The organism is Granulicella sp. WH15, assembly GCF_009914315.1.
Lineage (GTDB): Bacteria > Acidobacteriota > Terriglobia > Terriglobales > Acidobacteriaceae > Edaphobacter.
In genome coordinates this window covers 1,088,242-1,112,758 of the sequence record NZ_CP042596.1, presented here as the reverse complement: position 1 = coordinate 1,112,758, position 24,517 = coordinate 1,088,242, and the positions used below count along the sequence as shown (strand labels likewise).

Here is a 24,517-nt window from a genome sequence, read left to right as displayed (position 1 = left end):
CGGCGCAGGAGGCAGTTTTCCATGAGATAGAGCTCGTCGATAGGGTGAGCCCCATCCCTTTGCCAGCGGTCGCTTATCCTATAGAGAGACCCGCAGAAAAGGTATCCCCAGAATGTTTGAACAGGCTTTTAAAAAGATCGACGACATCCTCCGCAAAGATGCCGGTGTGTCGTCTGAACTTGATTACATTGAGCAGACCTCATGGCTGCTTTTTCTCAAATACCTTGACGCCCTCGAACAGGATCGCGCACAGATTGCCGAATTGCACGGCCAGCCGCACACGTTTTTACTTGAAAAACCCTACCGCTGGCATACATGGGCCACGCCCCTCAATGCAAGCGGCACTCTTGACCACAACAGCGCCCTAATCGGCGACGACCTTCGGGACTTCGTTGACCAGAAGCTCTTCCCCTACCTGAAGGGTTTCAAACAGCGCGCAGATCGTCCCGACACTATTGAGTACAAGGTCGGCGAGATCTTCGGGGAACTCAAGAACAAGTTTCAGTCCGGCTACAATCTCCGCGAAGTCATCGAACTAGTCGATACCCTTCGCTTCAATTCGCAGACCGAGAAGCATGAGCTCTCTGACCTCTATGAGGCCAAGATTCGCTCCATGGGTAACGCTGGACGGAACGGCGGCGAGTATTACACTCCGCGCCCGCTCATCCGCGCCATGCTCTCCGTCGTCAAACCGCGAATCGGCGAAACGATCTACGACGGAGCTCTCGGTTCGGCTGGCTTCCTTTGCGAATCTTTCGAGCGGCTCAATCAGGAGGCAAAGAACGTCGCCAACCGCAAAAAGCTTCAGACCAGCACCTTTTACGGCCAGGAGAAGAAGCCTCTCGCCTATGTAATCGGGCTGATGAACATGATCCTCCACGGCATCGAAGCTCCCAACATCATCCATACGAATACGCTGGAGCTGAACAATAACGACATCCAGGAGAAGGATCGGCATGATGTCATCCTCGCAAACCCGCCTTTTGGCGGTCGTGAGCGCACCGAAGTTCAGCAGAACTTCCCCATCAAGACATCCGAGACTGCGTTTCTCTTCCTTCAGCATTTCATTCGCAAGCTCCGTGCCGGTGGACGCGCTGGCATCGTCATTAAGAACACGTTCCTCTCAAACACGGATAATGCGAGTGTCTCGCTCCGCAAGCTCCTCCTGGAGTCGTGTGACCTGCACACAATCCTCGACTGCCCCGGCGGTACCTTCCAGGGCGCAGGTGTGAAGACGGTTGTGCTGTTCTTCACCAAAGGCTCTGCAACGCGCAAGGTTTGGTTCTACCAACTGAGCCCCGGTCGCAATCTAGGTAAGACGAATCCGCTAAACGATGCCGACCTCGCTGACTTCATCACCCAGCAGGCAACGTTCGCTGACTCAGCGCAGTCATGGTCGATTGACGTAAGCGGCATCGACAAAAAGACCTTCGACCTCTCCGTAAAGAACCCAAACGGCAATGATGAGATCGTGCATCGCTCCCCGCAGGAGATACTGGACGAGATCGCCGCCCTCGACCTCGAAAGCGCAGAAATCCTCCAGGGTATCCGAGGTCTGCTATGAGCAAACTCAAGAAGCCAGTTCCACTGTATGAGGACATCCGTGCGCTCGTCCTGTCGGCCCGTCAGACCATCGCCCGTGGCGTTGACCTGCTACAGGTTCATACCAACTACCAGATTGGCCGCCGCATCTTTGAGCAGGAGCAGCACGGTGCTGACCGTGCCGAATACGGAAAGGAACTCCTCAACGAGCTTGCTGCCCGTCTGACGGCGGAGTTCGGCGCGGGGTTTTCACGAACTAACCTTGCGTCGATGCGCCAGTTTTACGTTGCCTACCCGGATCGGGTGTCACGAATTGTCCAGACACCGTCTGGACAATTCAAAGGGGGAGCAATTCCCCAGACATTGTCTGGGGAATTGCCAGTATCCCCAATCGTCCAGACGCTGTCTGGACAATCGCTCGATCCCGGCACTCAACCGCAGCCCGCCTTTACACTGAGCTGGTCGCATTACGTCTTCCTCATGGGTCTGAAAGAGGCCGAGCGCAGCTTCTATGAGATTGAGGCTACCCAGCAGGGATGGACGCTGCGGGAGTTGAAGCGCCAATTCAATGCCGGTCTCTACGAGCGCCTCGCTCTGAGCAGGGACAAGGATTCGATCCGGGAGCTTGCACGCAAGGGTCAACACGTCGCAAAGCCGCAAGACCTGCTCAAAGAGCCCTACGTTCTTGAGTTCCTTGGTCTACAGGAAAAGGCCAGCTACTCTGAGTCCGCGCTGGAATCAGCCATCGTCACCCACATCGAAAACTTCCTGCTGGAGCTGGGTAAAGGCTTCCTCTTCGAGGCGCGGCAGAAGCGGTTCACCTACGATGAAGAGCACTTCTTCGTAGACCTTGTGCTCTATAACCGGCTCCTGCGTTGCTATGTGCTAATCGACCTCAAGATCGGTAAGCTGACCCACCAGGACCTCGGCCAGATGCAGATGTACGTTAACTACTTCGACCGCTTCGTGAAGGCGGATGCGGAGAACCACACCATCGGCATCGTCCTCTGCAAGAAGAAGAACACCGCCTTGGTCGAGATCACTCTTCCGAAGGATGCGAACATCCACGCCCGCGAGTATCAGCTTTACCTGCCTAGCAAAGAGGAGTTGCAACATAAGTTAGAGGAGTGGATCGAGGAACGGGACAGTCAAAATGACTAAGCAACTAAACCGCCTTCAGTGGCGACAAGTCCCCCTCAACGATGTCTGTCTAAAGATTCAAGACGGCGCCCACAACTCTCCGAAGGAACAATTCAGCGTGGGCGGCCCACGACGATACTTGTACGTTACATCGAAGAACATACGAAATAACTTCATAGATCTTTCAAATGTCTCGTATGTGAGCCAAGACTTTCATGACCAGATTTACCCACGGTGCACACCCGAAGTCGGCGATGTGCTGCTCACAAAAGACGGTGCGAATACTGGGAATGTGACGCTCAACACAATTGCAGAGCCTTTCAGCCTTCTGTCCAGTGTCGCGCTGATAAAAACTGATCCTACCGTGTTGATGCCCGAATTTCTTTCTTACTATTTACAAAGTCCGCAAGGTCTCGGACAAATCACTGGTCAAATGACCGGTACAGCTATCAAGAGAATCATCCTAAGGGATCTCAAAGCAGCCCACATTCCACTTCCGCCAAAACCGGAACAGCAGCGCATCATAGCCATCATCGATGAATCCCTTGAAGCCATTGCTACAGCCCGAGCTAATTCAGAACAATCTCTAAGAAACACCAGGGATCTGTTTCTGGGAAATCTGTCTACCATGTTCGCGGAAATCTGGAATGCGACAACAACGACAAAAATGTCAGACTTGGCTACCGACATAACTGATGGCGATCATATGCCACCTCCGAAAAGCAAAGAGGGGGTACCCTTTGTCACAATCTCAAATATTGATAAGCAATCCCGCGTTTTAGATTTTTCGGATACCTATTTTGTCTCACGCGACTATTTTCAGGGATTGAAGCCAAACAGGAGACCACGTAGAGGTGATCTTCTCTATACGGTGACAGGCTCATTCGGAATACCCGTCAAGGTCGAGGACGATGTCGAGTTTTGCTTCCAGCGACACATTGGCCTCATTAGACCCAAGCCAGACGTTAGTACCTCTTGGCTGTATTACCTGGTCCTTTCCCCTCAACTTTCGAGACAAGCTCGCGAACGAGCAACTGGCACCGCACAAAAGACGGTTTCCCTATCAGTCCTTCGCGACTTTTCAGTCCCGATGCTGAGCCTTACCAAACAGAAACACATGGCCACAAAGCTTGACGAATTGAAAATCGAAACAGAGCGCCTAGAGATGGTCTACAAGAGGAAGCTCGAAGCCCTTGACGAGCTGAAACAGGCAGTCCTCAGCAGCGCCTTTTCTGGTGGCTTGTAAACTACTTCCATCCATGCGCAACGAATCTGAAACCCGAGCCGAACTGATTGACCCCGCGCTCCGCGCCGCCGGGTGGGGTGTGGTGGCTGGCTCACGGGTTCTGCGCGAGTTCAAGATCACCCAGGGACGCTTGATCGGGGCCGGAAGACGCACCGATCCCGATACAGCCGACTACATCCTCGTTTACCAAAACCGCAAGCTCGCCGTCATCGAGGCCAAGCGCGAAGACCTCTCAGAAGCCGAGGGAGTCGCCCAGGCTAAGCACTACGCCGGGAAGATGGCTGTCCGGTTTGCGTATGCGACGAACGGCCACAAGATCTACCGCATGGACTTGGGCGCTACGCCCGTTCAGGAGCCCGCCAGCATAGAAGAACCCGACGGCCCGGTTGCCATCACGACCTCCGAGGGTCTGGTAGACCACTTCCCCACGCCGGATGAGTTGTGGGCCGCAACCTTTGCCGTGCCGAATGCATGGCGCGAACGCTTCTCTCAGGTTCCCTTCGAGGACCGCTCCGGCTCATGGGACGTTCGCTACTATCAGGACACCGCCATCCAGCGTGTCCTTGAGGCGATTGCAGATGAGCGCCAGCGCATACTGCTGACTCTTGCCACCGGCACCGGCAAAACCGCCATTGCCTTCCAAATTGCATGGAAGCTCTTTCATGCGAAGTGGAATCTCTCGCACCAGCCTACCCGTCGGCCCCGCATTCTCTTCCTCGCCGACCGTAACATCCTTGCCGACCAAGCCTACAACTCGTTCTCTTCGTTTGCCGACGATGCCCGCATCCGTATCGCACCGGACTCGATTCGCAAGTCTGGCAAAGTCCCCACGAATGCAAGCATCTTCTTTACGATCTTCCAGACCTTCATGTCCGGCACCGGCCCGGATAGCCAGCCAGCGCCTTACTTCGGCCAGTACCCACCCGACTTCTTCGACTTCATTATCATCGACGAGTGCCATCGCGGAGGCGCGAATGACGAGTCGAACTGGCGTAGCATCCTCGATTACTTTGCCCCGGCAGTCCAGCTTGGCCTCACAGCCACTCCCAAGCGCCGGGATAACGTAGACACCTACGCCTACTTCGGAGAGCCGGTTTATATCTACTCCCTGAAGGAAGGCATCAACGACGGGTTTCTAACACCCTTCAAAGTCGTGCAGGTATCCACCACGCTTGACGACTATGTCTATACACCGGATGACACCATCGTTGAAGGCGAAGTAGAGGAAGGCCGTCGCTACACTGAGTCCGATTTCAACCGCATCATCGAGATCAAGGAACGCGAGGAGAAGCGTGTCTCTGTGCTCATGGAACGGATCGATCAGCGGGAAAAGACCATCGTCTTCTGCGCCACGCAGCTCCACGCTGCCGCCATCCGCGACCTCATCAACCAGAAGAAGACGAGCACCGACCCGATGTACTGCTGTCGCGTGACAGCCAACGATGGCGCTCTCGGCGACCAGTATCTCCGCGAGTTCCAGGACAACGAGAAGACCATCCCTACGATCCTGACGACATCACAAAAGCTCTCCACCGGCGTCGATGCCCGCAACGTGCGCAACATCGTCCTGCTCCGCCCTGTGAACTCCATGATCGAGTTCAAACAGATCATCGGGCGTGGCACTCGGCTTTTCGACGGTAAGAACTTCTTCACCATCTATGACTTCGTTCGTGCCCATCATCTGTTCAACGATCCCGAGTGGGATGGTGAACCGCTTGACCCTGAACCAGACCCAGAGCCGCGACTGCCACAGCCACCAGTTCCTCCCCCGGACGGAGAACAACCTGAGGGCGAAGATGACCCTGTGCCGCGTCGTGAGCGCTTAGTCATTCGGCTGGCAGATGGCAAGGCCCGCGAGATTCAGCACATGACCGCAACGAGCTTCTGGAGTGCGGACGGTAGACCCATCTCTGCCAATCAATTCCTCGAATCGCTGTTCGGCACCCTGCCTGAGTTCTTCAAGGATGAAGATGAACTCCGCAAAATCTGGAGCAAACCCGACACGCGCCGCGCTCTGCTGAGAAGCCTTGAGGGAAAGGGCTTTGATCGAACACAGCTTGCGGAGATCCAGCGGTCGCTCGCCGCTGAACAATCAGATTTGTATGACGTGCTCGCCTACATCGCATTCGCTTTGCCCCGTGCGACGCGACAGGAGCGAGCCGACCGTGCTCGACCCTCGATTCAAGCGACGTTCCCGGAAAAGCAGCAGACATTCCTCGACTTCGTACTCTCTCAATATGTGACCGAGGGCGTGGAAGAACTAGACCAGGACAAGCTCTCCCCGCTCTTGATCCTTCGCTACAATGCCATCTCCGACGCGATTCTTGAATTGGGTGCGCCTCCCGAGATTCGGGATATGTTCGTCGGGTTCCAACAGTACCTTTACTAACTCCAGAATGCGCTTTAAGTAGAGGGAGGGCGTTCCCTCCCTGATTGCGGCTCGAATATACCTCATCGTCTTCGGGCAACTGCGCGAGGTCGATTCTGTCTCCATAAAACTCGGGAAACCCAATTTACGCAATCGGAGAGAAAAGCTATCATACCCGCACCAAGCAGATCGACCTTGATGATGTGTATGTCGGCACAGTCCTCTTTGTCCCACTGAATGACCGTCCTGTTCTTCATGGATGAAGACCCCCAGGCCTGACCGAAACGTTGACTGTCCCTGTGGGAGCGGCCAAACATTTCGGTGATGCCGTGGCGCGGACGTGGAGTTCTAACCTAGCTAATGGCGTGTCATGCTATTGATATTGGCATGTCAAATACCTTGATCGATTTCCAGCTACACTGCTCAGGTTGTCCAATCCGTAAGGGGGGTTCATGCCATCGCATCGAGAAAACGTCATGCTGTCAGGCCGGTTGAGAGGTATGGGCAGGGATGCTGACTGTACCGTCCGAGCCGAAAAAGTCTCACTGCCCGGAACTAATCAATCCAAGTACGCTAACTTTACTATTCACGAGGAGCCTAAAGATTTACCAGACGGCCAGTACGACGTCACATTTGAGCACCGAGCGGCGCGATTACAACGGCTAAATGGGGTATGGATTGTTGCGCTTGATGGCTAGTCGTTCGCGTCCGATTCCAGGATCTCTCAGAACTCATCCTTTTTATATTCGCGTCGGTATAGATAAATTCATCTATGCCGACGCCTGACAGATGCACCTTTATTTGAATTATGCCCGCAAGCACCGGCTGAAGGAAGGAGAAAATCCTCCTGTGGGTCTCATCCTCTGCGCGGGAAAGGGCACAGCCGAAGCTCGATATGCCCTCGACAACTTGCCCAACAAAGTGCTCGCTACAGAATATCCGACGGTGCTTCCGAAGGAAGCGATGATTGTAGAGGAACTGGAACGCTCCCGACTGCAACTTGAAGAACGCCGCTTGCGACTCACCGAGCACCCCGATTCGTAGGGTGGAGACGGCTGTTGGATGATTTTCTTCCCCTGTACTCTCGGCGTGGGCCGCGAACGGCATCTCTTCCTCAGTAGGAACTTCAAATACTCAAACTACCGGCAAGCTGGCTTATGTCAACGGTCCGAATAGCCGCTCCAACACTTCGTCGAGCGAGCCAAGTGAAACGAATCTACTACGAGGGATAATCCGCTGATCTGGCCGTTCGGCCTTTTTGCCTTTTGCGTTTGCCTTCGTATGTTTGGCGACTCTCATGTCCCGGATGTCGGGCAGCGGGTAACCTGGAGGGCCACCCAGCCAGCGGTAGGAATCGAGTTTCAACTCTGGAGTGACTACGATCCAGATAATGCAGCCGCTGGGCTTGTCCATGAGCTTGAGGCTTGCCTTAATACTGGCCACCTTGGCACCGGCCATTGAGGTCTTGAATTGAATGTGCCTGACGATCCTGCCCTGACTCAACACCAGGTCGTATCCTCCTGCGTCGAACTCGGAGCGCAGCACCTCAACATTCGTCACGCGATGCAACCACAGCCACCGCAACGCTTCGCCGACGAACACATGCTCGACGATCCTCTCGCGAAGTGTCGAGTGACGGTAGTGCGATGTCTCCTCGCCAGTTTCGATATCCATCCGTGCTCCCACACTACATCTGATACTGGACATTAGCAGATCTATATATAGGAAGCACCCCGGCCCAATCTGGCCGACTTGCAAAGGGTACTTCTTCGGACATGATACGTTTGCCTTTAATTCATTGAGCATGATCGTTACCGCCGGATCACAATGAAGTTGGAAAGTCGCGTTATCTGCTGACTCTCCGGAAGCCGCCGATCTCCACGAGGGCCTGCCGGGCGCGTGATGCTCTTCCGGCAGGATGGCAGGAGTATCGGTCAGGGTTGGATGGGATTTCTGGTGGGGGAAGAATCAGCCCGCCATAAGTTTGATGTGCTGCTCTTCTGTTCGTGAGACCGGTTCTCCCTTGAGACGGGGATAGGCGTGGTCTACGACGGTGGACGGCTCCAGTGTGGAGCAGTGGGAGCAGCACGGGGATATGCAGGTGTACGATGTCGTATGAAAAAGAAGATGGGTAGGACGCCTTATAAGGGACGCAGAATCTCGTCTGGGGTGCTACGGGCTTTTACGTCTCGCCCGAAAGACCCTTGCTACGGGCCGCTTACCGAACGTAGCCAGAAAGAAGCTGCGGAGGCTCACGGTAAAGGAACGCTCGATTTGCTGGATGGAAAGCTCCGCTGTGAGTGCGGCAAGATGGTCGGCGGCAAGCGGGCCATAGAGGGCGACCACTTTGAACCAGACCCGAGGCCACACGAAAAGTACAAGGAATCTCGGCGGTCGCCGTTGAAGCCCGGTGGCGGTAAGCGGGCATAGGATACGTGAAAGAGGCCGCTCAAGCACCGTGTGCCCGTTGACGTATCGTATACGCTTGTTTTCCTCTTCTAATGCACCTAATCAGAAAAAAGCAGGCTCAATACCATCGTAAGTAAGACATGTCTTTATGTCTTCGTCGCTCAAAAGATCACCCTTCGGGCCTTGCCACGTTCCATCTCGAAGCTCCAGCGTCCAATCCGTCTTGCGCTTTCCGTTGAATTTACGACGGGCAATGACATGGCGGGTGCTGACTGGTGATTGCGCAAACTCAACATGCAGACCTTCGGGAATCTCTATAGTGAGAATGGGGATGTATCCGTTTATTAACGGTTCACAGTGGAATTGCCCGTTCATGGTGGGCGCTACTTTTTCGATTCGACTATAAAGACTCGGGTAGGCTTCGAACAAAGTTTCAGAGGGCATCGTCTGTCGCTCCTTTGCCCCGATGATGGGCCAGAATGCCAGTTACGTCAATGCTTATGCTCAACCTGGTGGCAATCGCCTCAGTAGAGGTGGAACGCAGTACGGTTTCGATTTGCCAATTTATCACAGGGAAGTCCGCAACTTCCGCTTGTATTCGATACCGCGTAGATCGAAGGGTAGGGCCGATATGGTCCTGCTCTTTCTCGTTGCGTAGGTGGCCTACTGATGCGCAGTCAGCCGGACCTTGCCTTAGACAACCTTTAAACGACGACGACACGGAGCTTCCCTTCTTTGCCCCGTCTGTTACCGGTCCACCCACAGGTAGCACAAAGCAATCCATCGAATCTCTGATCTTCGATCAGCCGATATCCGCCGTGGTGCTGAATGTGCGTGAATTGCCGTGTGATGCAGTGCCCGGCTGGACAGAAAAATATCTTCTCCAACGTTACGATGTTTTCACTCTTCCACATGAGATATCGGAGCACGGATCATAGGATTCCGCTACACCAAAATGATCCATGCTCCATTTTCAAATGCACATCATCAGGCGTCGAGTTGCGGGCACAGCTCTTGCGCTACTTGCAGCACGCTGCCTAAGAAGTTCGACTTGAGCGGGTATGAGGAAATTCATAAGGACGATTGAATCCTGCGCAGTGCGCCATATTACGACCCTCGGGAACGGAATAGACACTGTATGGCGCTTTGTAAACGTACAATCGCAGCATGAAAGCGCCCGCACCCGTTGGGATCTGCCCGATGTGTCGAAAGGAGACAAAACTCATCAAGAGTCATCTCATCTCGTCCGGTGTCTATCCGCTGTGCCAGAACGAAATGCGTGAGCATGTGAGCGTCACTTCTGACGTGATTCGGCCAACGCAGATGGAGACGAAGGAATATCTGCTCTGTTCGCCCTGTGACAACAGCCTGAACACAAACGGCGAACGCTATGTCATCCCGCTACTCCCACGGTTAGGCGGTCGGTTTTTGCTGTACGACCGACTGGTGAAGCAGGATGCTCTAGAAGAAACCCCGAGCATGACGGTGTACGCGGCGGCGGAGAATCCGGAGATTGATGTCGCGAAGCTGGTTCACTTTGGCATCGGCATCTTGTGGAAAGCATCCGTGTGTTCGTTCGGGAATGGCGATAAGCCAGGAATTGATCTGAGTGAAGAGGATAGGGAGGCAATGCGCCGCTTCCTTGTGGGAGAGGCGAAACTGCCGATGCGTATGGCACTGGCTGTTGCTGTCGAATCAGGAGCGATACGGTATCCAGCAACCATCGGACCACGGCCTGGGAACAACTCTGACTTCAAGAATTTCTTCTTCTATGTTCCCGGCGTGATGTTTCAGTTGTACATCGGCGCTAATGTGCGGTCGGCAAGGGGTGCATACTCGATCAATCTGAGCCCGAAAGGGTCAGTGATGATGATCGAGCTTGCGAAGACAGTGCGAGGCGATATGAACAAGGGCAGCAAGAAAGCACGCAAAACGAAAAAGCTCCTACGGATCGTGGAAGAAGTTGAAGCGAAGGGTCTGAGCATCAAGCTCGGCGATTAGAGTGTGAGGAGGTGGGATGGCGACCCTCGTAGTCGATACCGGACAGGACATCGTGGGAATCTACTCTGTCCAATCGCGTTGTTTTAGGTTCTATCGCGATCAATCTATCGCGAGAGCCATTCGTCGCCTTCAGTCCGCCCACGAGGTCATCACCTACAACGGCAAGCACTATGATCTTGAAAAATTGGGGAAGTTCGCGGGGCTGTCCAGTGCTCTCCCTCTCAAGGGTGTTCACTCGGACATGAGAAGCATCTGCTGGAGTGATCGCATATGGGGTATGGACCTGATCTCGACGTACAAAATGCACCTCGGCGACTGCCCAACATTTCCCGACACGCACGAGGGGTCGGTAGAGTGCGACTGCTATATGACATTCAAGCTGTGGCAGCTATGGAACGAGACCAACTAAAAATTATGGACGGAAATCCAGCTTAGAAAGAAGAGCAATTCGGTGAAGTTTTCCTTCTTTGTTTTGTAACTACTCGGACTGGGCGGCCTCAGGCGGGCCGTCCTTTTCCGTGGGCTTTGGAGTTCCGCTGACCGCGCGGATAAAGCTTACCCCGTAATGTGTCAGCGCATATTTTATCGTCAAGTCCTTCTGAGCTTGGGCGAAGGCTATTTCAGGCAGCGATTGGGAGATTGCAAGAATACCGAGCCTCACAAGGTCCTGAATTACAAGCCGGATGTAGTTGAGTCGCGCATAATTCGCGTGGTCTTGCGCACTCATCTGATCTTTGAAAATTTGTGCCTCTACGTCATTTACGCTGCGTAGAGTTGGTTCGTAGAGGTCATAGAGCTTGTACACTTCGACCGGCCACATCGCCTGGGGATATGGGGAATTGTAGGGAAGAGGCTGAGAGAAGTATGCCCAAAGTCGGTCGAGGTAGCGGGCTTCGTCAGCGGTCATCTCCGATAGGGTCTGACCGAATGACGGCAAATATCCCTCGGTCTGGTCAATGGCGCTGTCTATGAGGTTTGCCCAGCGGTCCTGCAATGTGTCCTCGGACTGTACCGAAGCTCCCTGTAGCAGGGGCATGATGCGCTTGAAATCTTCAAATTCAGCTTCGCGTTTCCCCTTACGGCGCTGTCTGACTTTATCTGCAACCGACTTTAGGTTGTCGCCGATTGTTGCGTGATACAAATCAGCTAGGCTTTCCCCTATGGCCTTCGTAGCGGGCGAGAGGACATTCTTGACCTGCTCATTATTGAGGATGCTGAGCGCATCTTTGACCGCATTGGGATCAAGGTGCATGGTTTAGTCTCCATATGAGTTTTATCACTGTACCGTACCCACGAAATGAGCCCGTGAAGAATTAGCATCAGTATGCACGTTCACTTGCCCAATTTGGGTTAGTAATCAATTCAAAAACGGCATTGGGAACATGCTCGTTCGGCTTCGCGGGATACATCTGTCTGATTTTTGCCTGGCTGAATCACTTCGGCACTTCGTCATCGGTCGCAACGTACCACGCAACATCTTTCATTTGAAAGAGGTCTGGTGAGCGAGCGGTCAGATGCGAAAGAACAATCTTCGCAATACGAACGCTGTGCTCCACCTCTTTTTCCCATTCCATATTGGCAAGCCCGTCGCTGTGTGTCGGACTCCAGCGTGCCGTCCGGATGGCCAGCACCAGACTGGAAGCAATCACCAACGCGGGACCGAGCTTCTGAAAATCTACTTCACGGCGATAGCCGCCGATCTTGCGGTCATTAGGTTTAGTGGAAGTCATGCGACTGCACCTCCAAACCGTAGTCGGAAAGAGGCTTCACCCACGCTGCTTTGACATGGATGACATCATCCTGAATCTGTAGGACACCACCCGCGAGAACGAACTTGCTGGAGGTAACTGTTGTCTGATGTCTTTCATAGACATCAACCATAATGATGAGATTGGCTAGCCCGGCTTCATCCTCCAGCGACATAAAGGTGATCCCGTTGGCGGTGCCAGGACGCTGCCGTGCCGAGACGCAACCGGCAACCAGCACAAACTCTCCGTGACGCCGCTTCTCCAGATCGGCGGAACAAAGCACATTCTTTTTCCGAAGGGCTGCGCGGCGATATGCCATCGGATGTTTGCCGATGGTGAGGCTTGTTCCGGCATAATCGGCGATGAGTCTTTCTTCCGTGCTCATTTGCAGCAGCGGCAGATTTCCATCCTCCTCAGATAAAGCGTCCTGATTTTGTCGTAACAACGGACCCTCCAGCTTGCCTGCACGCTCGACTTGCCAGATCGCATCGCGCCGATGCCTCACTCCATCGATAGTGTTCAATGCACCAGCATTCGCCAATCGAGCCAGGTCATTTCGATTGACAGAGGGCACGCGCCGGGTGAGGTCGTCGATGGAGCGGAAAGGCCCATCTGCCTCACGGGCCTCGGTCAGTGCATCGACAGCTCTCCGGTTCAGCTTCTTCACATACCCGAGGCCGACACGCACAAAGAGCTTTTCGTTCTCTTCTTCGATGGTGCATTGCCACTGCGAGATCTGCACGTCAATGGCTCGCATGTGAACACCGTGACGTTGCGCGTCCTTGACCAACGTGGCCGCGGAGTAGAAGCCCATCGGCTGATTGTTCAGGATGGCACAGAGGAAAGCCTCCGGATATTTCACTTTGATATAAGCGGAAGCATAGGAAATCTCGCCGAAGGATGCTGCGTGCGATTCCGGAAAGCCGTAGAGGGCGAAAGAGCTGATGTTCTTAACGATCTGATCCTGCGCTTTGGAGTCGATGCCATTCTCGGTCATCCCAGCCCGCAATTTGCCTTCGAGATTCTTCATTCGTTCCCAGGAACGCTTCATGCCTACAGCTCGACGTAACTCATCCGCATCGGCACCGTTAAAGTTGCCTGCAATCATGGCCATCTTCAATAACTGCTCCTGAAATAGCGGCACGCCAAGCGTGCGTTCCAGAATTGGCTTGAGAGAGGGATGTGGATAGGTAACCGGCTGTCTGCCCATACGTCGTTCTAAATATGGATGAGTCATGTCACCCTGAATCGGGCCTGGCCGGATCAGGGCATTCTGCTTTGTCATGCAATATCGGGTCCTGGGCCGATGTTTCGGCAACGAAGCCATCTGCGCACGGCTCTCGATCTGAAACATGCCGATGGTATCGGCGCGAGAAACAGTCTGATAAACTTCGTCGTCTTCCGGGAGCTGCGCAAGATCTAATCTGTCTCCATAAAACTCGGGAACCAGGTCGAGGCAGTCGGAGAGAACGGCCATCATGCCCAAGCCAAGCAGATCGACCTTGATGATGTGCATGTCGGCACAGTCCTCTTTGTCCCACTGAATGACCGTCCTGTTCTTCATGGATGCTCGTTCCACCGGAACAACCTGATCGAGTTGCCCCTGACAGATCACCATTCCGCCGCTGTGCTGTCCGAGATGGCGAGGCATCCCCTGAATCCGCATCACAACTTCGACGGCCTTGGCGATTCGCTCGTTTTCCAGATCGAACCCGGCAGCTTTTACGCTGTGAGCGACTGTATCCTTTGGCCCGCGCCACTCCCAGTTGCCGACAGCGCCGGACATCTTATCCAGCGAATCGTTAGCGATCCCCATCACCTTTCCGACCTCGCGCATCGCGGATTTAGGTCGATAGGTAATAACGTTTGCCGTCATAGCCGCACCCAACTCTCCATAACGTTGGTAGACGTATTGGATCGCCTCCTCGCGTTTTTCCTCGGACGGCAGATCGAGGTCAATATCGGGCCACTCGTTCCGGCTTTCACTCAGGAATCTCTCGAAGAGAAGATCCATTCCAACTGGATCGACGATGGTGATTTCGAGCGCATAGCAGACAGCAGAGTTCGCGGCGCTTCCTCTGCCCTGAATCAGGACACCGTTGCGCTTACAGAACTGCACGATATCCCAAACGATGAGAAAGTACCCTTCAAAACCCAGCTTCTCGATGAGAGCAAGCTCATGCTCCACCTGTTTCTGTGCCCGCGCGAATAGCTTGCGATCTTTCTTCGGGCCATACCTTACCTGTACACCTTCGGCGACGCGCTTGCGTAAGAAGCTCTCCATGCTCTCGCCGTCCGGCACTGGATAACTGGGGAAGAGATATCCAAGATCGTCCAGCTCAAATTTCAACCGGGAGGAGAGATCGACGGTGTTCTCGACAGCATTGGGAACATCGCGGAAAAGCGAGACCATATCCTTTGCAGTCCGCAGATGGCGATAGCCATTGAGAGCAAGCAGGCGGCCCGCTTTGTCGAGTTCGGTGTGATACCGTATCGCCGTAAACACATCCAGAATTTCGCGCTCATACGCTGTCGCATAGCGAACCCCATTGGTGGCGAGCACAGGGAGATGGAGCGATTGGGCGATGCGGATTGCCGCCTGATTGCGCCACTCTTCCTCCCTCTCACAATGGCGTTGTAGCTCAACATAAACATTGTCGTGACCGAAGACCCGAGCGAGCCGTTCGACCGTCTCTCGGCCTTCCTCTTCGCCACCGCGCATCAGTGCCGCCGCTAACGGTCCTTCATTGCCGCCTGTAAGACAGATCAATCCCGCCGCATATTGCTCCAGGTCACTGAAGATCGCCGCACCCTCCGACTTCTTGGCCTCGCGCAGTTTGGACCGCGTGATGAGCTGGCAGAGATTCTGATATCCAGTGCGCGATTCGCAAAGCAGTGGAAGGCGGACAGGTTCTGTGATGTGCCGGTGCGGCAACCATGCGGGTGGCTTCAGTCTGGACCCGAGGGAAGATACCGCGACCTCTGCTCCCACATGCGCCCGAATCTCGTTGCGCTTCGCCGAGGTATGAAACCTCGCCGAGCCATAGACGCCATTGCGATCAAGCAAGGCCATCGCATGCATATTCAGTTCGACAGCTCGCTCGATCAGCTTCTCCGGCTCTGATGCGCCTTCGAGAAAGCTGAACGCACTCGCAGCATGGAGTTCCACATAGCGGTCAGTCATAGAGCGCCGCCATCTGCCACTTGTGTTCCAGAAGGTCGCGCATCATGCAGCAGTAGAGCATGGAGCCATCCTGCGACCGGGCGATGAGATCCCATTGCTCGCATCCCCAAAGTGTCTGCGCCCACCAGTCGCCTCCGACGATCCAAGGCCCATAAGCACGCTCGACCACATAGCGCTGCTCCCTGAAAAAGAACATCGAGGGCCGCAGGTTCTGCAATGTAACTGAAGCGGACTCCAAAGGCCGGAGCTTGCGGATTGACGCACGCGCCTGCTCTGCCGCTGCTACATCGGACTCACCGGAGGGCACGGTGAACGCCTCCATGCGGAATGGTTCAGTCGAATGCGAATCCTGAAGCACGGCGCGTCCGACATTGTTCTCGCCGACGATGGCCCGAATCCTCGCCAGCGTGACATCGAGACGGTCTGCCTCTGGAAGCTGGGGAGAAAAGAGACCGAGCTGGATTTTGGTCGTGCTGCCTGGCTCCGCCGATGCAGTCACGGCGAGAATTGCAGCGGACGGCGGATGCGCCTGCATATCGAGATGGAGGAGTTTGATCCAGAGCTGCTTATCTGTACTCGGCTGTGCCGGTCGGATGGTTCGCGTGTGCAATCCTCCGTCGTCTAGTGTCAGTGTGACCGTAAGAGCAGACAGGGAGAAGACACGCGCCGTCGCTCTCAGAATGAGTTGATCGAGTATCACTCCTACTGCCAGGAGTAATGAATCGAGCGGTTCTACAGGCGCGTCGAACTCTATGCGCTCTTCGAGTATGTAGGGTGGTTCGATTGGCTGGAAGAGATGGGGATGGATACCGAGCGCCAGTTCGCGGAGCCGTCTCCCTTCCTGCCCCGTCCGTGCAATCAGCTCTTTTTCCGGCAATGCAGCCAAAGCGCCGAGCGAGCGAATCCCCCATAATGCGAAGGTCTCTGCCTGCGCTTCCGTCAGATCGAGAACCGTCAACGGAAGCGGACTCAATGCGTCTGCTTCCTCATTCAGTGAGATGATCTGAATCGCCGATTTTGAGAGCGGGCCTCTTGCAAGAGACGCCGCCGCATGGAAGTTATGACTTACAGTAATTCGAGCCGAGATACCGAGCGACCTTACCCTTTGCAACAGACTCTGCGCGAGCATGGCAGGAGGACCAAACAGTCCCCGTGTCCCGGCAATATCGATAACGCAGAGAAAGGCCAGGTCATTACTGCACTCTTCGATGCGGGGAGAAAAGGCTCCCGCACATTCGAGCAATATGCTCTTTGCCCCTGATTCCGCTGTGGGGGATCGTGACAGGATGACAGGGTCAGGAAAAGTCTCGACCTCTACACGCGTCATGCCGTGTCGTATGCCCTGCAAGCGTGCTTTGCTGTTGAGCGAACAGACACGCTCTGACGGCGGCTCGCCTTCGAGGACAACGCATGGTCTGCCATGCAGGTCCGCACGAAGACGCAGCAATGCCTGACCGGGAAACTCCCGCACGTAGAGACACGCGTACAGTTCCGGAGGCTTCGTCATCGCGCACCCGCCCACGGCGTGCGGCTCTGCCATTGTGCACTCTGTGGTGGCTTTCGCATGGGGACGACATTGCTGGGAGTCTCAGCAAAGCGCTGCCGTTTGATCTCCGCGTGCGGCTGAATTCCAGTAAAGACCGTAGTTTCGTCCGCCAGGATCTCCGCTGGCCGAAGATGAATTGCCAGCTCCGCAGCGCTCTTGGCACATGCATGTTGGGCAAGGAGGAGCACGCTCGATTGTGTTTTCTCTGCCGCTGCGCGGTAACGGAACCAGGTCGAAAGCTCGATACGCGATACAAACGACGGAGCCATACTGGACAGGTCGAGCACCACGGCGCTGAATCCTCCCACCTGCAAAAGAAGGTCCGCCGCTTTCAATGCCTGTTCGATCCGCGACCACGGTTTCCGCGCAGCGGTGGTAAGGAGGGCGTTGGTCACAGTCATTCGAGATGCCGGTGTGAATTCCTGTCTCTCCTCACGCACCCTTCGTTGTGGTTCTGCGCAACGCGGGGCGAACAACTTCGTCTGAAGGAGATCGCCGACGGCATTGGAGATTCCCTTCACTTCATTGCGCGGATGGGAACCAAAGCCTCCACCATGCAGGCCCTGTTTCGCAGGTCGTGGAGCAAGGTACTTTTCCGGCAGCACGAAACTGCGTGCCCGGCGAGTTGTTGTCGTCTCTGCTGTGACGCCACACCGTACCCACAGAAGCCGGGCAAGATCGATTCCGGCTGCGGCAGCAGAAACCGGGTCGAAAGCATTCGAAGCGTCGATCCATGCGCAGACCTTCGACGCTTGCGTAAGGTGCGCTACAAACGAAAGTGCGATGTCTGTCCGTCCGGAACATTCAGGGCCGATTACTTCGCTCAGGACGCCAACTGGCAGTCCGCCATGCAACAATTCATCGAGCGAACCGATCCCTGTCTCGGTTATTGGCCGGATCAGCCTTGGGGCCGGAGTGAGGGCTGACGGAATCTTATCCGCGAGCGCTGATTCAATCTGGAGCCGAATTGTAGAAGTGGTAGCCATAACGCGTATTCGCCTTATCTTCGCCTATACTCACCTGCTGTCGTCAACTGCCGCTGCCCCAGGCTTGGTGCACATATGGAGTAACTGATTGTTGATAAAGGAGAAGTTTTTTTGGCAACTGTGGCCTAAAATATTGAAAAGGGCAAAATACCTGAAGAGCGATACGAAAAAGACAACCCGTACCCGACTGGTCATTTGACTCAGTCGCAAAAGATTCTCTCGACAGTGTCGAGAGAATCTTCTAAGTCATTGTTATCAAAAGGCATAGACTTTTTTCCGTCGGAAACCGCAGGAATGTCCATAAGACCCATCTAAATTAGGACATTCCACCTTGCCGGAGGCATTCGATGACCACCGCAGGAGAAGATTCTCAAGAGACGTTTAGCAAGCGATGGGATTTGGACGATCTGCCAGCATGTGAAGTGGGGATGATTTTGCTCTTTAGTTTCGCCAAAGCCTATCCGGTGGAATGCGCCGCTCTAAGGCCGACCGATCTTCTCGATTTTCGGGTAGTGCCTAATTTGCTTTCTGAGCCTGACGGCCCTTCTTGTAACACTCTTTGCATCGGCAATGCCTCCCTGCCTGCGTAGCACCATGTGACCCATCTCGGTAGAACCCGTCTAACGGCTTCCAGCCCTTACAGGAAGAACACACTTTTCCAACAATTCCGTTGCGCGTTTCGAGTGCCATCACACCTCCAGCGCCGAGTTCAAGGTGCTGCGTATCCATTCGGACACGGTTTGCTTGCTTGTCTTCGCCGCTAACTCAACGCGCTTGCGATCTTCGGCATTGAACCGAACTGGCACGATGCTGGACTTGGCCTGATCGTGAAGTTTTGGGCGGCCAACCGGATTCGGCTTTGGCTTGGATGGTGCTTTAGGCTGTTTGGGCATTGCGAAACTCCTGCGCGATGGCGGCGCGGACGGCGGTAATTGGGGAGACAACTGGCGGGACGTGCAGGACGGTTACGTGGTGCTGAGGTCGGTCGGGGGCATCAGTTTCGTGAGACCACGCATAGGATGTATTCGCGTCCGGGTGTCCGTGCAAGTCGAAGACTTCAACGATACCCTCCCAGATCGTCTGCCCGTTCCATACCTCTTTCACAGGCACACTTTCACGGTGCGTGGCGGGCGCACCGTGGAGTTTGTGAATCGCATGTTTTAGGTCTTCGATGTACGAGGGGATCGCCATAGGATTTTTAGTAGCATCCATTACACGGGCACAAACACTTAACCGCGAAGACTGCAATTACAATCCAAGCTGACATAAACAAAACCGGAATGAATAGAATCATTCCGCTGGGATGTTGACCTAGGGGGCGTCCGCTCCCCGTATGTCTGGTCGCATAGTCGAATCCCTCACACTCTAGGGAGAGCTTGTTTTCTATATCCTGCACGGACTTCCACCAGTAGGCGACGTAATTGTGGACCCCCTCGCTGGTGATGCGCCAAATAAGTGCTGAGGCTAAACCCAAAAGAGCAAATGCCAAACCGACCCACATATGATGGTGTTCTACGACGTACCAGCATCCAGCTAATGCCGCCGTTTCAAACGCGGCGAAATAGTTGTTGCGCACCCAATATGAATCAACCTCGTACCGCCATGTCTCGAAAATCTGTTTGTATACTTCGTGTTTGAGTTCGCTCATGCAGTCGCCTCCACCAAGTCTCCGGCCGTCCAAAAAGTAGGTGTAACTCCAGCGGCCATTGCCGGAGTACAGCGGATCGTATTGTGGCGGCGCACAAAATTGTAATAAGCGAAGTGCAAGCCAACCGCCGTCTCAGCATCTCGATTGCCTACTCGGAACGCAGGAACCAACTTTATCTCTGCATCAATCGCGCAGAACGGCCATACGTTGCCTAACCGCGGATCATCTCCGTCTCGGACGTGGCGATCTTTCTTGCCGATGAATCCCCAAATCTCGTCCATCTCCAGCCGATTGCAAGTGAGGTCGCGCATGGTGGAATCCATCAACGCCGTGCAGCCCTGTCCGACTTTTACGCCTAGCCGCATGATCGTGTCGCGATGAACGCCCGTCATACGCTCAATTGAACAAATGCTTGAGCCTTCGGCCAGCGCCGCGATAATTGTGATTTGCTTATCGGTTTGTAAGACGTTGATCATAGCTCCTGACCCGAATAAACGTATTACATTTATTTCAGTGTATCAAGCGGCCTGCCGTACTTTTCCCAAGCCTTGTTTGATTTTTTCCCTAATTCGTCAGCATGGTCAGCGAGCGCGGAGCGTACATCAACGTAAGGCAGCTCGGAAGGATAACCAACTTCAACGACTCTTGATTTGAAATCAGGAATTAAGGATTTCATCGTGACGATGTGGTGAGAATAGAGGACTAAGAAATCACGTCTCCCGTCAATTAGCTTCCCCGCGTTCTTTGCCGAATAATTACCTAGAGTGTCTTTCAAGGTAAGCGGGTGAATTAGCCGCTCACCTTCGTTATTCCAGCTATGCCAAAGTTCTTCTAATTGGAGGGAGAGTGCTTTAGCGCGGCCTTGCAGTAGGTCATAGACAGCGAATTCTGCTCCCGCAATCATCACCGCTTCGAGTATCTTCTTTGTTTCGGTTGATCCAGCGTTAACTGCTACACGACCACTTATCCATCGACCCGCCGCTGAAAACAGCATTATGGCAAGTGCGGCGCAAGCCAGATAAATAGGGAGCTGCCAGAGAGAGGGGATATGAGTCCAAGACACAAGCATCCCCCTCACGCACGCCACGACTGAGGCTGAGCAGAGAAAGACAACGACCTGTGCTGCAAACTGAATTCGTTTGCCCCAGTCCAGTAGGCTCTTGAGGACTTCAATTGGCTCCATGCCCAATCGTTCCACCGAAGAGTGTCAATGTCCAGTAATTTATGTGATACATTTTCTCCATTATGTTCAAACGTTTGGCCTTGGCAGTTGCCGCAGCCCTCGCAATTGGTACGCTGTCCGCCCAATCAAACGGCGCTGCCAATGAGAAAAATAACGGGGCAGCACAGAGCCAACCAGCCGTTCATGCGTCGAACAGCATAGACAAACAGACCAACAGCGAAACAAATGATGCCAAACCCGACAATAACCCGCCAGCCTCGGACACAGCCACCGCCTATTGGTGGAAAAAGCCCGAGTGGTGGACTTTGATTGTTACGGCACTGGCTGCTGGAATTGTTGGCTGGCAGTCTTGGGAAACCCGCAAGGCGGCGCAAGCCTCTCTGTTGGGCGCTCAGGCCAGCAGCGCTCAGGTCGAACACGCTAAGAGCACCCAGAGAGCGCAACTTAGCGTTGAACTTGCGCCCCCGGAATTCAACCTTGAGCCAAAGTTGGGTGGATATCCCGTCGATTTCCGAATCACGGTTTACGGTACAACCCGCGCATACGTTCTCAATGATTCGATCATCGTCTATTTGAGCAAGTCGAAGAGAACTGCCGGTGCTTGGAAAAGTTTCGGTCTTCCTCGCAATCTGACTCCGGAGGACAGCCCTTACGACGGGAAAACTCTCATTCACGATACCGAGTTTCTTCCGGAGGCCGAGACCGACATGAACAAGTTCTATTCCGTCCGCAGGGGCGAGGATGGGTACACGCTGTATGCCGATGGGCAGATTTACTATCGGGATATATTCGGAGATGAGTGGGTTCTTGAGATAGACCGCTACTGGGACACTATGGCTAAGATGTGGGGACCGTATGGCAGCGGAAGGCATGACAGACACCGCAAGGCATCCCAACCCAATCAAGATAAGGCCCCCAATCTCAATTAGGACACCACCCAAAATCTGAATTGGGATACTACCAAATTTCTGGACTCTGCCCGCGTGCGATGGGAGGATTAGGGGCATGATTACTACCGCCGTGATTACCATACTGATTTTGTATGTTGGTGTCACTGAATGGCTGGACACAATTGGGCGGCTTGAAATAATTGAAAAGCGATGGCCACGTATGTGGAGCATCATGAACAATCGCCCCATTCGCCTCGCCCTGCTTATATTTGCTGTTGTCGTATTGGTCAAAATTTGGAGCGAAAAACTCAAAGGGGAGGGAGTGTCTCCATTGATCGTAAATATTCCAGCTCCCCCTGCGCCAGTGATTCAGTTTATTCAACCCGACTCCCCCCAAGGCCCAAAATGGACGTTTGAATCGGTAGCCGGAGCTAATGGTGCTGGGATAGCTCTTATTACCGCAAATGCATCAATCTCGAACTTATCATTTCGAGTGAAGTGCAATTTCCCTTGCACATTGAACGAAGGGGGATCTCAGGCTATTGGGACTCAAACAGGAATTTGGTTAGACCCTCGCACTACGAACGATCCAACCATCATCCGAGTTAAAGTTCGAACCCCCAATCGCTTGAATGCTGGTCAACAAATTGCACTTACATTCTGGGCAACTGAACCTATCGTCGCTCCGAATCCGCCGAAGCAAATCTCGATTTCATGGGTTCAAATCGACAAGGAAGATTGACATTATCATATTCGTCGTACATCGTTCAGGAGTTTAAAGATGCCTAAGCAGAGGAAGGTTGGTCGGCTCATGCTTCCCAAGGAAGGGTCGAAGGGCAAGATTGTTCCTGTTCAGTTCAATGCAGACGACCTGAAAAAGGAAACTGCGTCCAGAGTAAGCAAGACATGGGATGACTGTTCTATTCCGACCGAGGCATCTCATTGCAGTCAAAGGCTGCTTTGATTACTAGAGTCGTATGTTCTAATTTCGCAGTGGCGACAGTTCCTATTTATCGTTATTCTCCATCCGATGAACTACCTAAAAATCACGATCAGCTCATCTATTGAATGAGAGTGGATTCAGGTTGCCATTTCCTGATGAACTAGGGATTCAAAGACAGGCGCTTCTTACGAGCATCTTCGATAGCTGTGAGTGTTCGTTTTGCATCTGCGACTTGTTCGGCGGACAATGGGCGTTTCTCTAACAGATTTGCACTAGCCTCGACCTCCCGGGCAAGCGTATCGAAATCAAACTCCTTAATGTAGCTCCGCTCGATCAAGCCTTTCCAAAGGGTCGCGCAGTTGCCACGGGGGATGTTGTTTTGTTCGATCACCCGCTTTGCCAACCACATGCAAACGTCAATTATCTGGAGGCCAAAACTATCTATTGAAGAACGGATATCCAGATTGCAGTCAAAGGTCGAAATCGGGGTTATGTCCGAGGCTATGGATAAAGGGCCGCTCTCGTCCCCTTGAAACTTCGATAACAAATCGAACGTTTCAATGAACTTCGATATGAATTGATCTTGTTCATCGTGAACAAAGCTTCCGATTGTGTGCCCCGTCTCCTTATGGAAGGCATGGAGATGCTCAAAGATTCCCGTGAAGGCCACAAAATTCGGCGAATCACGTTCTCCAAAACCGTCTAAAACTTCTGCCGGGTGCCTGCTGGCCCAATCGAGCGATTCAGTCAGTATCTGGATGCTGCGCTGGTCATAGGGCGCGCCTTTAACCCGATCTCGTACATCAGCCAAGAGCTTCCCAAATCGTTCGGACGACTGAGCCTCAAAGAGCGACCAAAACTCATTTAGATCGTCTGTACCAAGGAGTTGAGCGAAGTGGAGCAGGTTGATCTGCCGAAGGAAGCGCACACCATAAGTCTGCGGCGGCACAGCAGGATTCACACCAGCGTCGAACGCTAGGTCGAACATCTTCGAGGTTGCTAGATATGGCTTGAAGATGCGAACAAATGAGAATCGCAGCTTCTTCTCGCGGATGAACCAAGCCAAACGACCGGCGATCTTCTCGATTCGCCCGAAGCCGAGTTCATTGCCATGAAGTTCATCTTTTCCGCTGACGGCGAGCAACTCTCGGTGGAAAGTGGCGTACTTGCTATCGAGATCGGAAAACGAGATTAGCGTGCCGGTCCAGAAAGTATCCTGCTGGTCAGCAAAGAGCCTGAGACCAGAATTGCCGGATTCGTCAGCGTAAGCAAAGCACCTCATAGTTCCTATTATAGAAATTGAGTAAACGAAGCGGCGAAACAGAAGTAATGGGTCTGCATTGGTTTTATGCAGACCCATTGCAGTTATGCAATCTTCTTTACCCTATTAGTAGTTTTTTGTTCGGAGGCTGGGGCCTTCCCGGTCTTCTCCTTCGCGGCAAACTCCTGCCTCGAAGCTGCGTTCATTCAACGGACGCACAAGCAGGGGCGAGAGAACTCCCTGAGCGCGAATGCTGGCTGCAAGCTCCTGCAATGCCGCATCCTCGAACGTGCGGCGCGGGTTCGTCTTCGATTCGGTGAGAAGTGAAAGCGAGACGTTGCGGTATTCGGTGGCATTGGTGACGGTGGTTTCCATGATGACAAGCTCCTTTCGAGCGGGTTGAGGGTGAGAGGATAGAGAGC

At 53.8% G+C, this 24,517-nt stretch carries 24 protein-coding genes; 10 read left to right on the top strand and 14 right to left on the bottom strand.

What is annotated here, in order from left to right; all coding sequences use genetic code 11:
- The first annotated feature begins 112 nt into the window (after positions 1-112).
- From FTO74_RS04880 to FTO74_RS04855, 5 genes are all read left to right on the top strand, one after another.
- A complete protein-coding gene (locus FTO74_RS04880) occupies positions 113-1,564 on the top strand; it encodes an N-6 DNA methylase (RefSeq protein ID WP_162537133.1) in 1,452 nt (483 codons plus the stop codon).
- Positions 1,561-2,703 (top strand): PDDEXK nuclease domain-containing protein, encoded by a 1,143-nt coding sequence (locus FTO74_RS04875; RefSeq protein WP_162537132.1) that lies wholly within the window; start codon positions 1,561-1,563, stop codon positions 2,701-2,703. The genes FTO74_RS04880 and FTO74_RS04875 overlap by 4 nt, the downstream gene beginning before the upstream one ends.
- A complete protein-coding gene (locus tag FTO74_RS04870; protein ID WP_162537131.1) occupies positions 2,696-3,928 on the top strand; it encodes a restriction endonuclease subunit S in 1,233 nt (410 codons plus the stop codon). The genes FTO74_RS04875 and FTO74_RS04870 overlap by 8 nt, the downstream gene beginning before the upstream one ends.
- Before the next feature lie 13 nt (positions 3,929-3,941).
- Complete coding sequence (locus FTO74_RS04865; protein WP_162537130.1) at positions 3,942-6,317, top strand: type I restriction endonuclease subunit R; 2,376 nt, start codon at positions 3,942-3,944, stop codon at positions 6,315-6,317.
- A gap of 768 nt (positions 6,318-7,085) precedes the next feature.
- Complete coding sequence (locus FTO74_RS04855) at positions 7,086-7,340, top strand: PDDEXK nuclease domain-containing protein (RefSeq protein WP_162537129.1); 255 nt, start codon at positions 7,086-7,088, stop codon at positions 7,338-7,340.
- Positions 7,341-7,451: 111 nt separating this feature from the next.
- Here the strand turns inward: FTO74_RS04855 and FTO74_RS04850 are convergent, their stop codons facing one another.
- The gene (locus FTO74_RS04850) at positions 7,452-7,970 is read right to left on the bottom strand and encodes a hypothetical protein (RefSeq protein ID WP_162537128.1); all 519 of its coding nucleotides are present in this window, start codon (positions 7,968-7,970) and stop codon (positions 7,452-7,454) included.
- An 837-nt stretch (positions 7,971-8,807) separates the two neighbouring features.
- Positions 8,808-9,149: a hypothetical protein gene (locus tag FTO74_RS04845; protein WP_162537127.1), complete on the bottom strand. Its 342-nt coding sequence runs from the start codon at positions 9,147-9,149 to the stop codon at positions 8,808-8,810.
- A 723-nt stretch (positions 9,150-9,872) separates the two neighbouring features.
- Here FTO74_RS04845 and FTO74_RS04840 point away from each other — a divergent pair.
- A complete protein-coding gene (locus tag FTO74_RS04840) occupies positions 9,873-10,706 on the top strand; it encodes a hypothetical protein (protein WP_162537126.1) in 834 nt (277 codons plus the stop codon).
- Between the two features lie 16 nt (positions 10,707-10,722).
- Complete coding sequence (locus tag FTO74_RS04835; protein ID WP_162537125.1) at positions 10,723-11,115, top strand: ribonuclease H-like domain-containing protein; 393 nt, start codon at positions 10,723-10,725, stop codon at positions 11,113-11,115.
- 69 nt (positions 11,116-11,184) lie between these two features.
- Here FTO74_RS04835 and FTO74_RS04830 read toward each other — a convergent pair whose 3' ends face one another.
- The 5 genes from FTO74_RS04830 to FTO74_RS04810 form a co-directional block, all read right to left on the bottom strand.
- Positions 11,185-11,958: an Abi-alpha family protein gene (locus FTO74_RS04830; RefSeq protein ID WP_162537124.1), complete on the bottom strand. Its 774-nt coding sequence runs from the start codon at positions 11,956-11,958 to the stop codon at positions 11,185-11,187.
- A gap of 181 nt (positions 11,959-12,139) precedes the next feature.
- Positions 12,140-12,436, bottom strand: a complete 297-nt coding sequence (locus FTO74_RS04825; protein ID WP_162537123.1) for a hypothetical protein — start codon at positions 12,434-12,436, stop codon at positions 12,140-12,142.
- A complete protein-coding gene (locus FTO74_RS04820) occupies positions 12,423-15,638 on the bottom strand; it encodes an error-prone DNA polymerase (protein ID WP_162537122.1) in 3,216 nt (1,071 codons plus the stop codon). The genes FTO74_RS04825 and FTO74_RS04820 overlap by 14 nt, the downstream gene beginning before the upstream one ends.
- Positions 15,631-17,145 (bottom strand): DNA polymerase Y family protein, encoded by a 1,515-nt coding sequence (locus FTO74_RS04815; RefSeq protein WP_162537121.1) that lies wholly within the window; start codon positions 17,143-17,145, stop codon positions 15,631-15,633. Before FTO74_RS04815 ends, FTO74_RS04820 begins: the two co-directional genes overlap by 8 nt.
- Positions 17,142-18,170 carry a recombinase RecA gene (locus tag FTO74_RS04810; protein WP_162537120.1) on the bottom strand — a complete coding sequence of 343 codons (1,029 nt, stop codon included), beginning with the start codon at positions 18,168-18,170 and terminating at the stop codon, positions 17,142-17,144. Before FTO74_RS04810 ends, FTO74_RS04815 begins: the two co-directional genes overlap by 4 nt.
- Positions 18,171-18,517: 347 nt before the next feature.
- Between FTO74_RS04810 and FTO74_RS04805 the strand changes: the two genes are divergently transcribed.
- Entirely contained in the window at positions 18,518-18,760 is a 243-nt protein-coding gene (locus tag FTO74_RS04805) for a hypothetical protein (RefSeq protein WP_162537119.1), read from the top strand.
- Positions 18,761-18,859: 99 nt separating this feature from the next.
- Here the strand turns inward: FTO74_RS04805 and FTO74_RS04800 are convergent, their stop codons facing one another.
- The 5 genes from FTO74_RS04800 to FTO74_RS04780 are packed head-to-tail and all read right to left on the bottom strand — an operon-like array spanning position 18,860 to position 21,001.
- Positions 18,860-19,063 (bottom strand): hypothetical protein, encoded by a 204-nt coding sequence (locus tag FTO74_RS04800; RefSeq protein WP_162537118.1) that lies wholly within the window; start codon positions 19,061-19,063, stop codon positions 18,860-18,862.
- Positions 19,047-19,361, bottom strand: a complete 315-nt coding sequence (locus FTO74_RS04795) for a hypothetical protein (protein WP_162537117.1) — start codon at positions 19,359-19,361, stop codon at positions 19,047-19,049. Before FTO74_RS04795 ends, FTO74_RS04800 begins: the two co-directional genes overlap by 17 nt.
- A gap of 7 nt (positions 19,362-19,368) precedes the next feature.
- On the bottom strand, positions 19,369-19,818 hold the full coding sequence (locus FTO74_RS04790) for a hypothetical protein (RefSeq protein ID WP_162537116.1): 450 nt from the start codon (positions 19,816-19,818) through the stop codon (positions 19,369-19,371).
- Positions 19,815-20,294 carry a helix-turn-helix domain-containing protein gene (locus FTO74_RS04785; RefSeq protein WP_162537115.1) on the bottom strand — a complete coding sequence of 160 codons (480 nt, stop codon included), beginning with the start codon at positions 20,292-20,294 and terminating at the stop codon, positions 19,815-19,817. Before FTO74_RS04785 ends, FTO74_RS04790 begins: the two co-directional genes overlap by 4 nt.
- A 29-nt stretch (positions 20,295-20,323) precedes the next feature.
- Positions 20,324-21,001: a hypothetical protein gene (locus tag FTO74_RS04780; protein WP_162537114.1), complete on the bottom strand. Its 678-nt coding sequence runs from the start codon at positions 20,999-21,001 to the stop codon at positions 20,324-20,326.
- A gap of 62 nt (positions 21,002-21,063) precedes the next feature.
- On the opposite strand from FTO74_RS04780, the gene FTO74_RS04775 reads away from it, so the two are divergent.
- Together FTO74_RS04775 and FTO74_RS04770 are read left to right on the top strand one after the other, a co-directional pair.
- Positions 21,064-21,930: a tetratricopeptide repeat protein gene (locus tag FTO74_RS04775; protein ID WP_162537113.1), complete on the top strand. Its 867-nt coding sequence runs from the start codon at positions 21,064-21,066 to the stop codon at positions 21,928-21,930.
- A gap of 76 nt (positions 21,931-22,006) precedes the next feature.
- Positions 22,007-22,633 (top strand): hypothetical protein, encoded by a 627-nt coding sequence (locus FTO74_RS04770; protein WP_162537112.1) that lies wholly within the window; start codon positions 22,007-22,009, stop codon positions 22,631-22,633.
- A gap of 361 nt (positions 22,634-22,994) precedes the next feature.
- Here the strand turns inward: FTO74_RS04770 and FTO74_RS04765 are convergent, their stop codons facing one another.
- Both FTO74_RS04765 and FTO74_RS04760 read right to left on the bottom strand, forming a co-directional pair.
- A complete protein-coding gene (locus tag FTO74_RS04765; protein ID WP_162537111.1) occupies positions 22,995-24,116 on the bottom strand; it encodes a DUF3800 domain-containing protein in 1,122 nt (373 codons plus the stop codon).
- Positions 24,117-24,221: 105 nt separating this feature from the next.
- Positions 24,222-24,470, bottom strand: a complete 249-nt coding sequence (locus FTO74_RS04760; RefSeq protein WP_275938917.1) for a ParB N-terminal domain-containing protein — start codon at positions 24,468-24,470, stop codon at positions 24,222-24,224.
- Between the last annotated feature and the right edge of the window lie 47 nt (positions 24,471-24,517).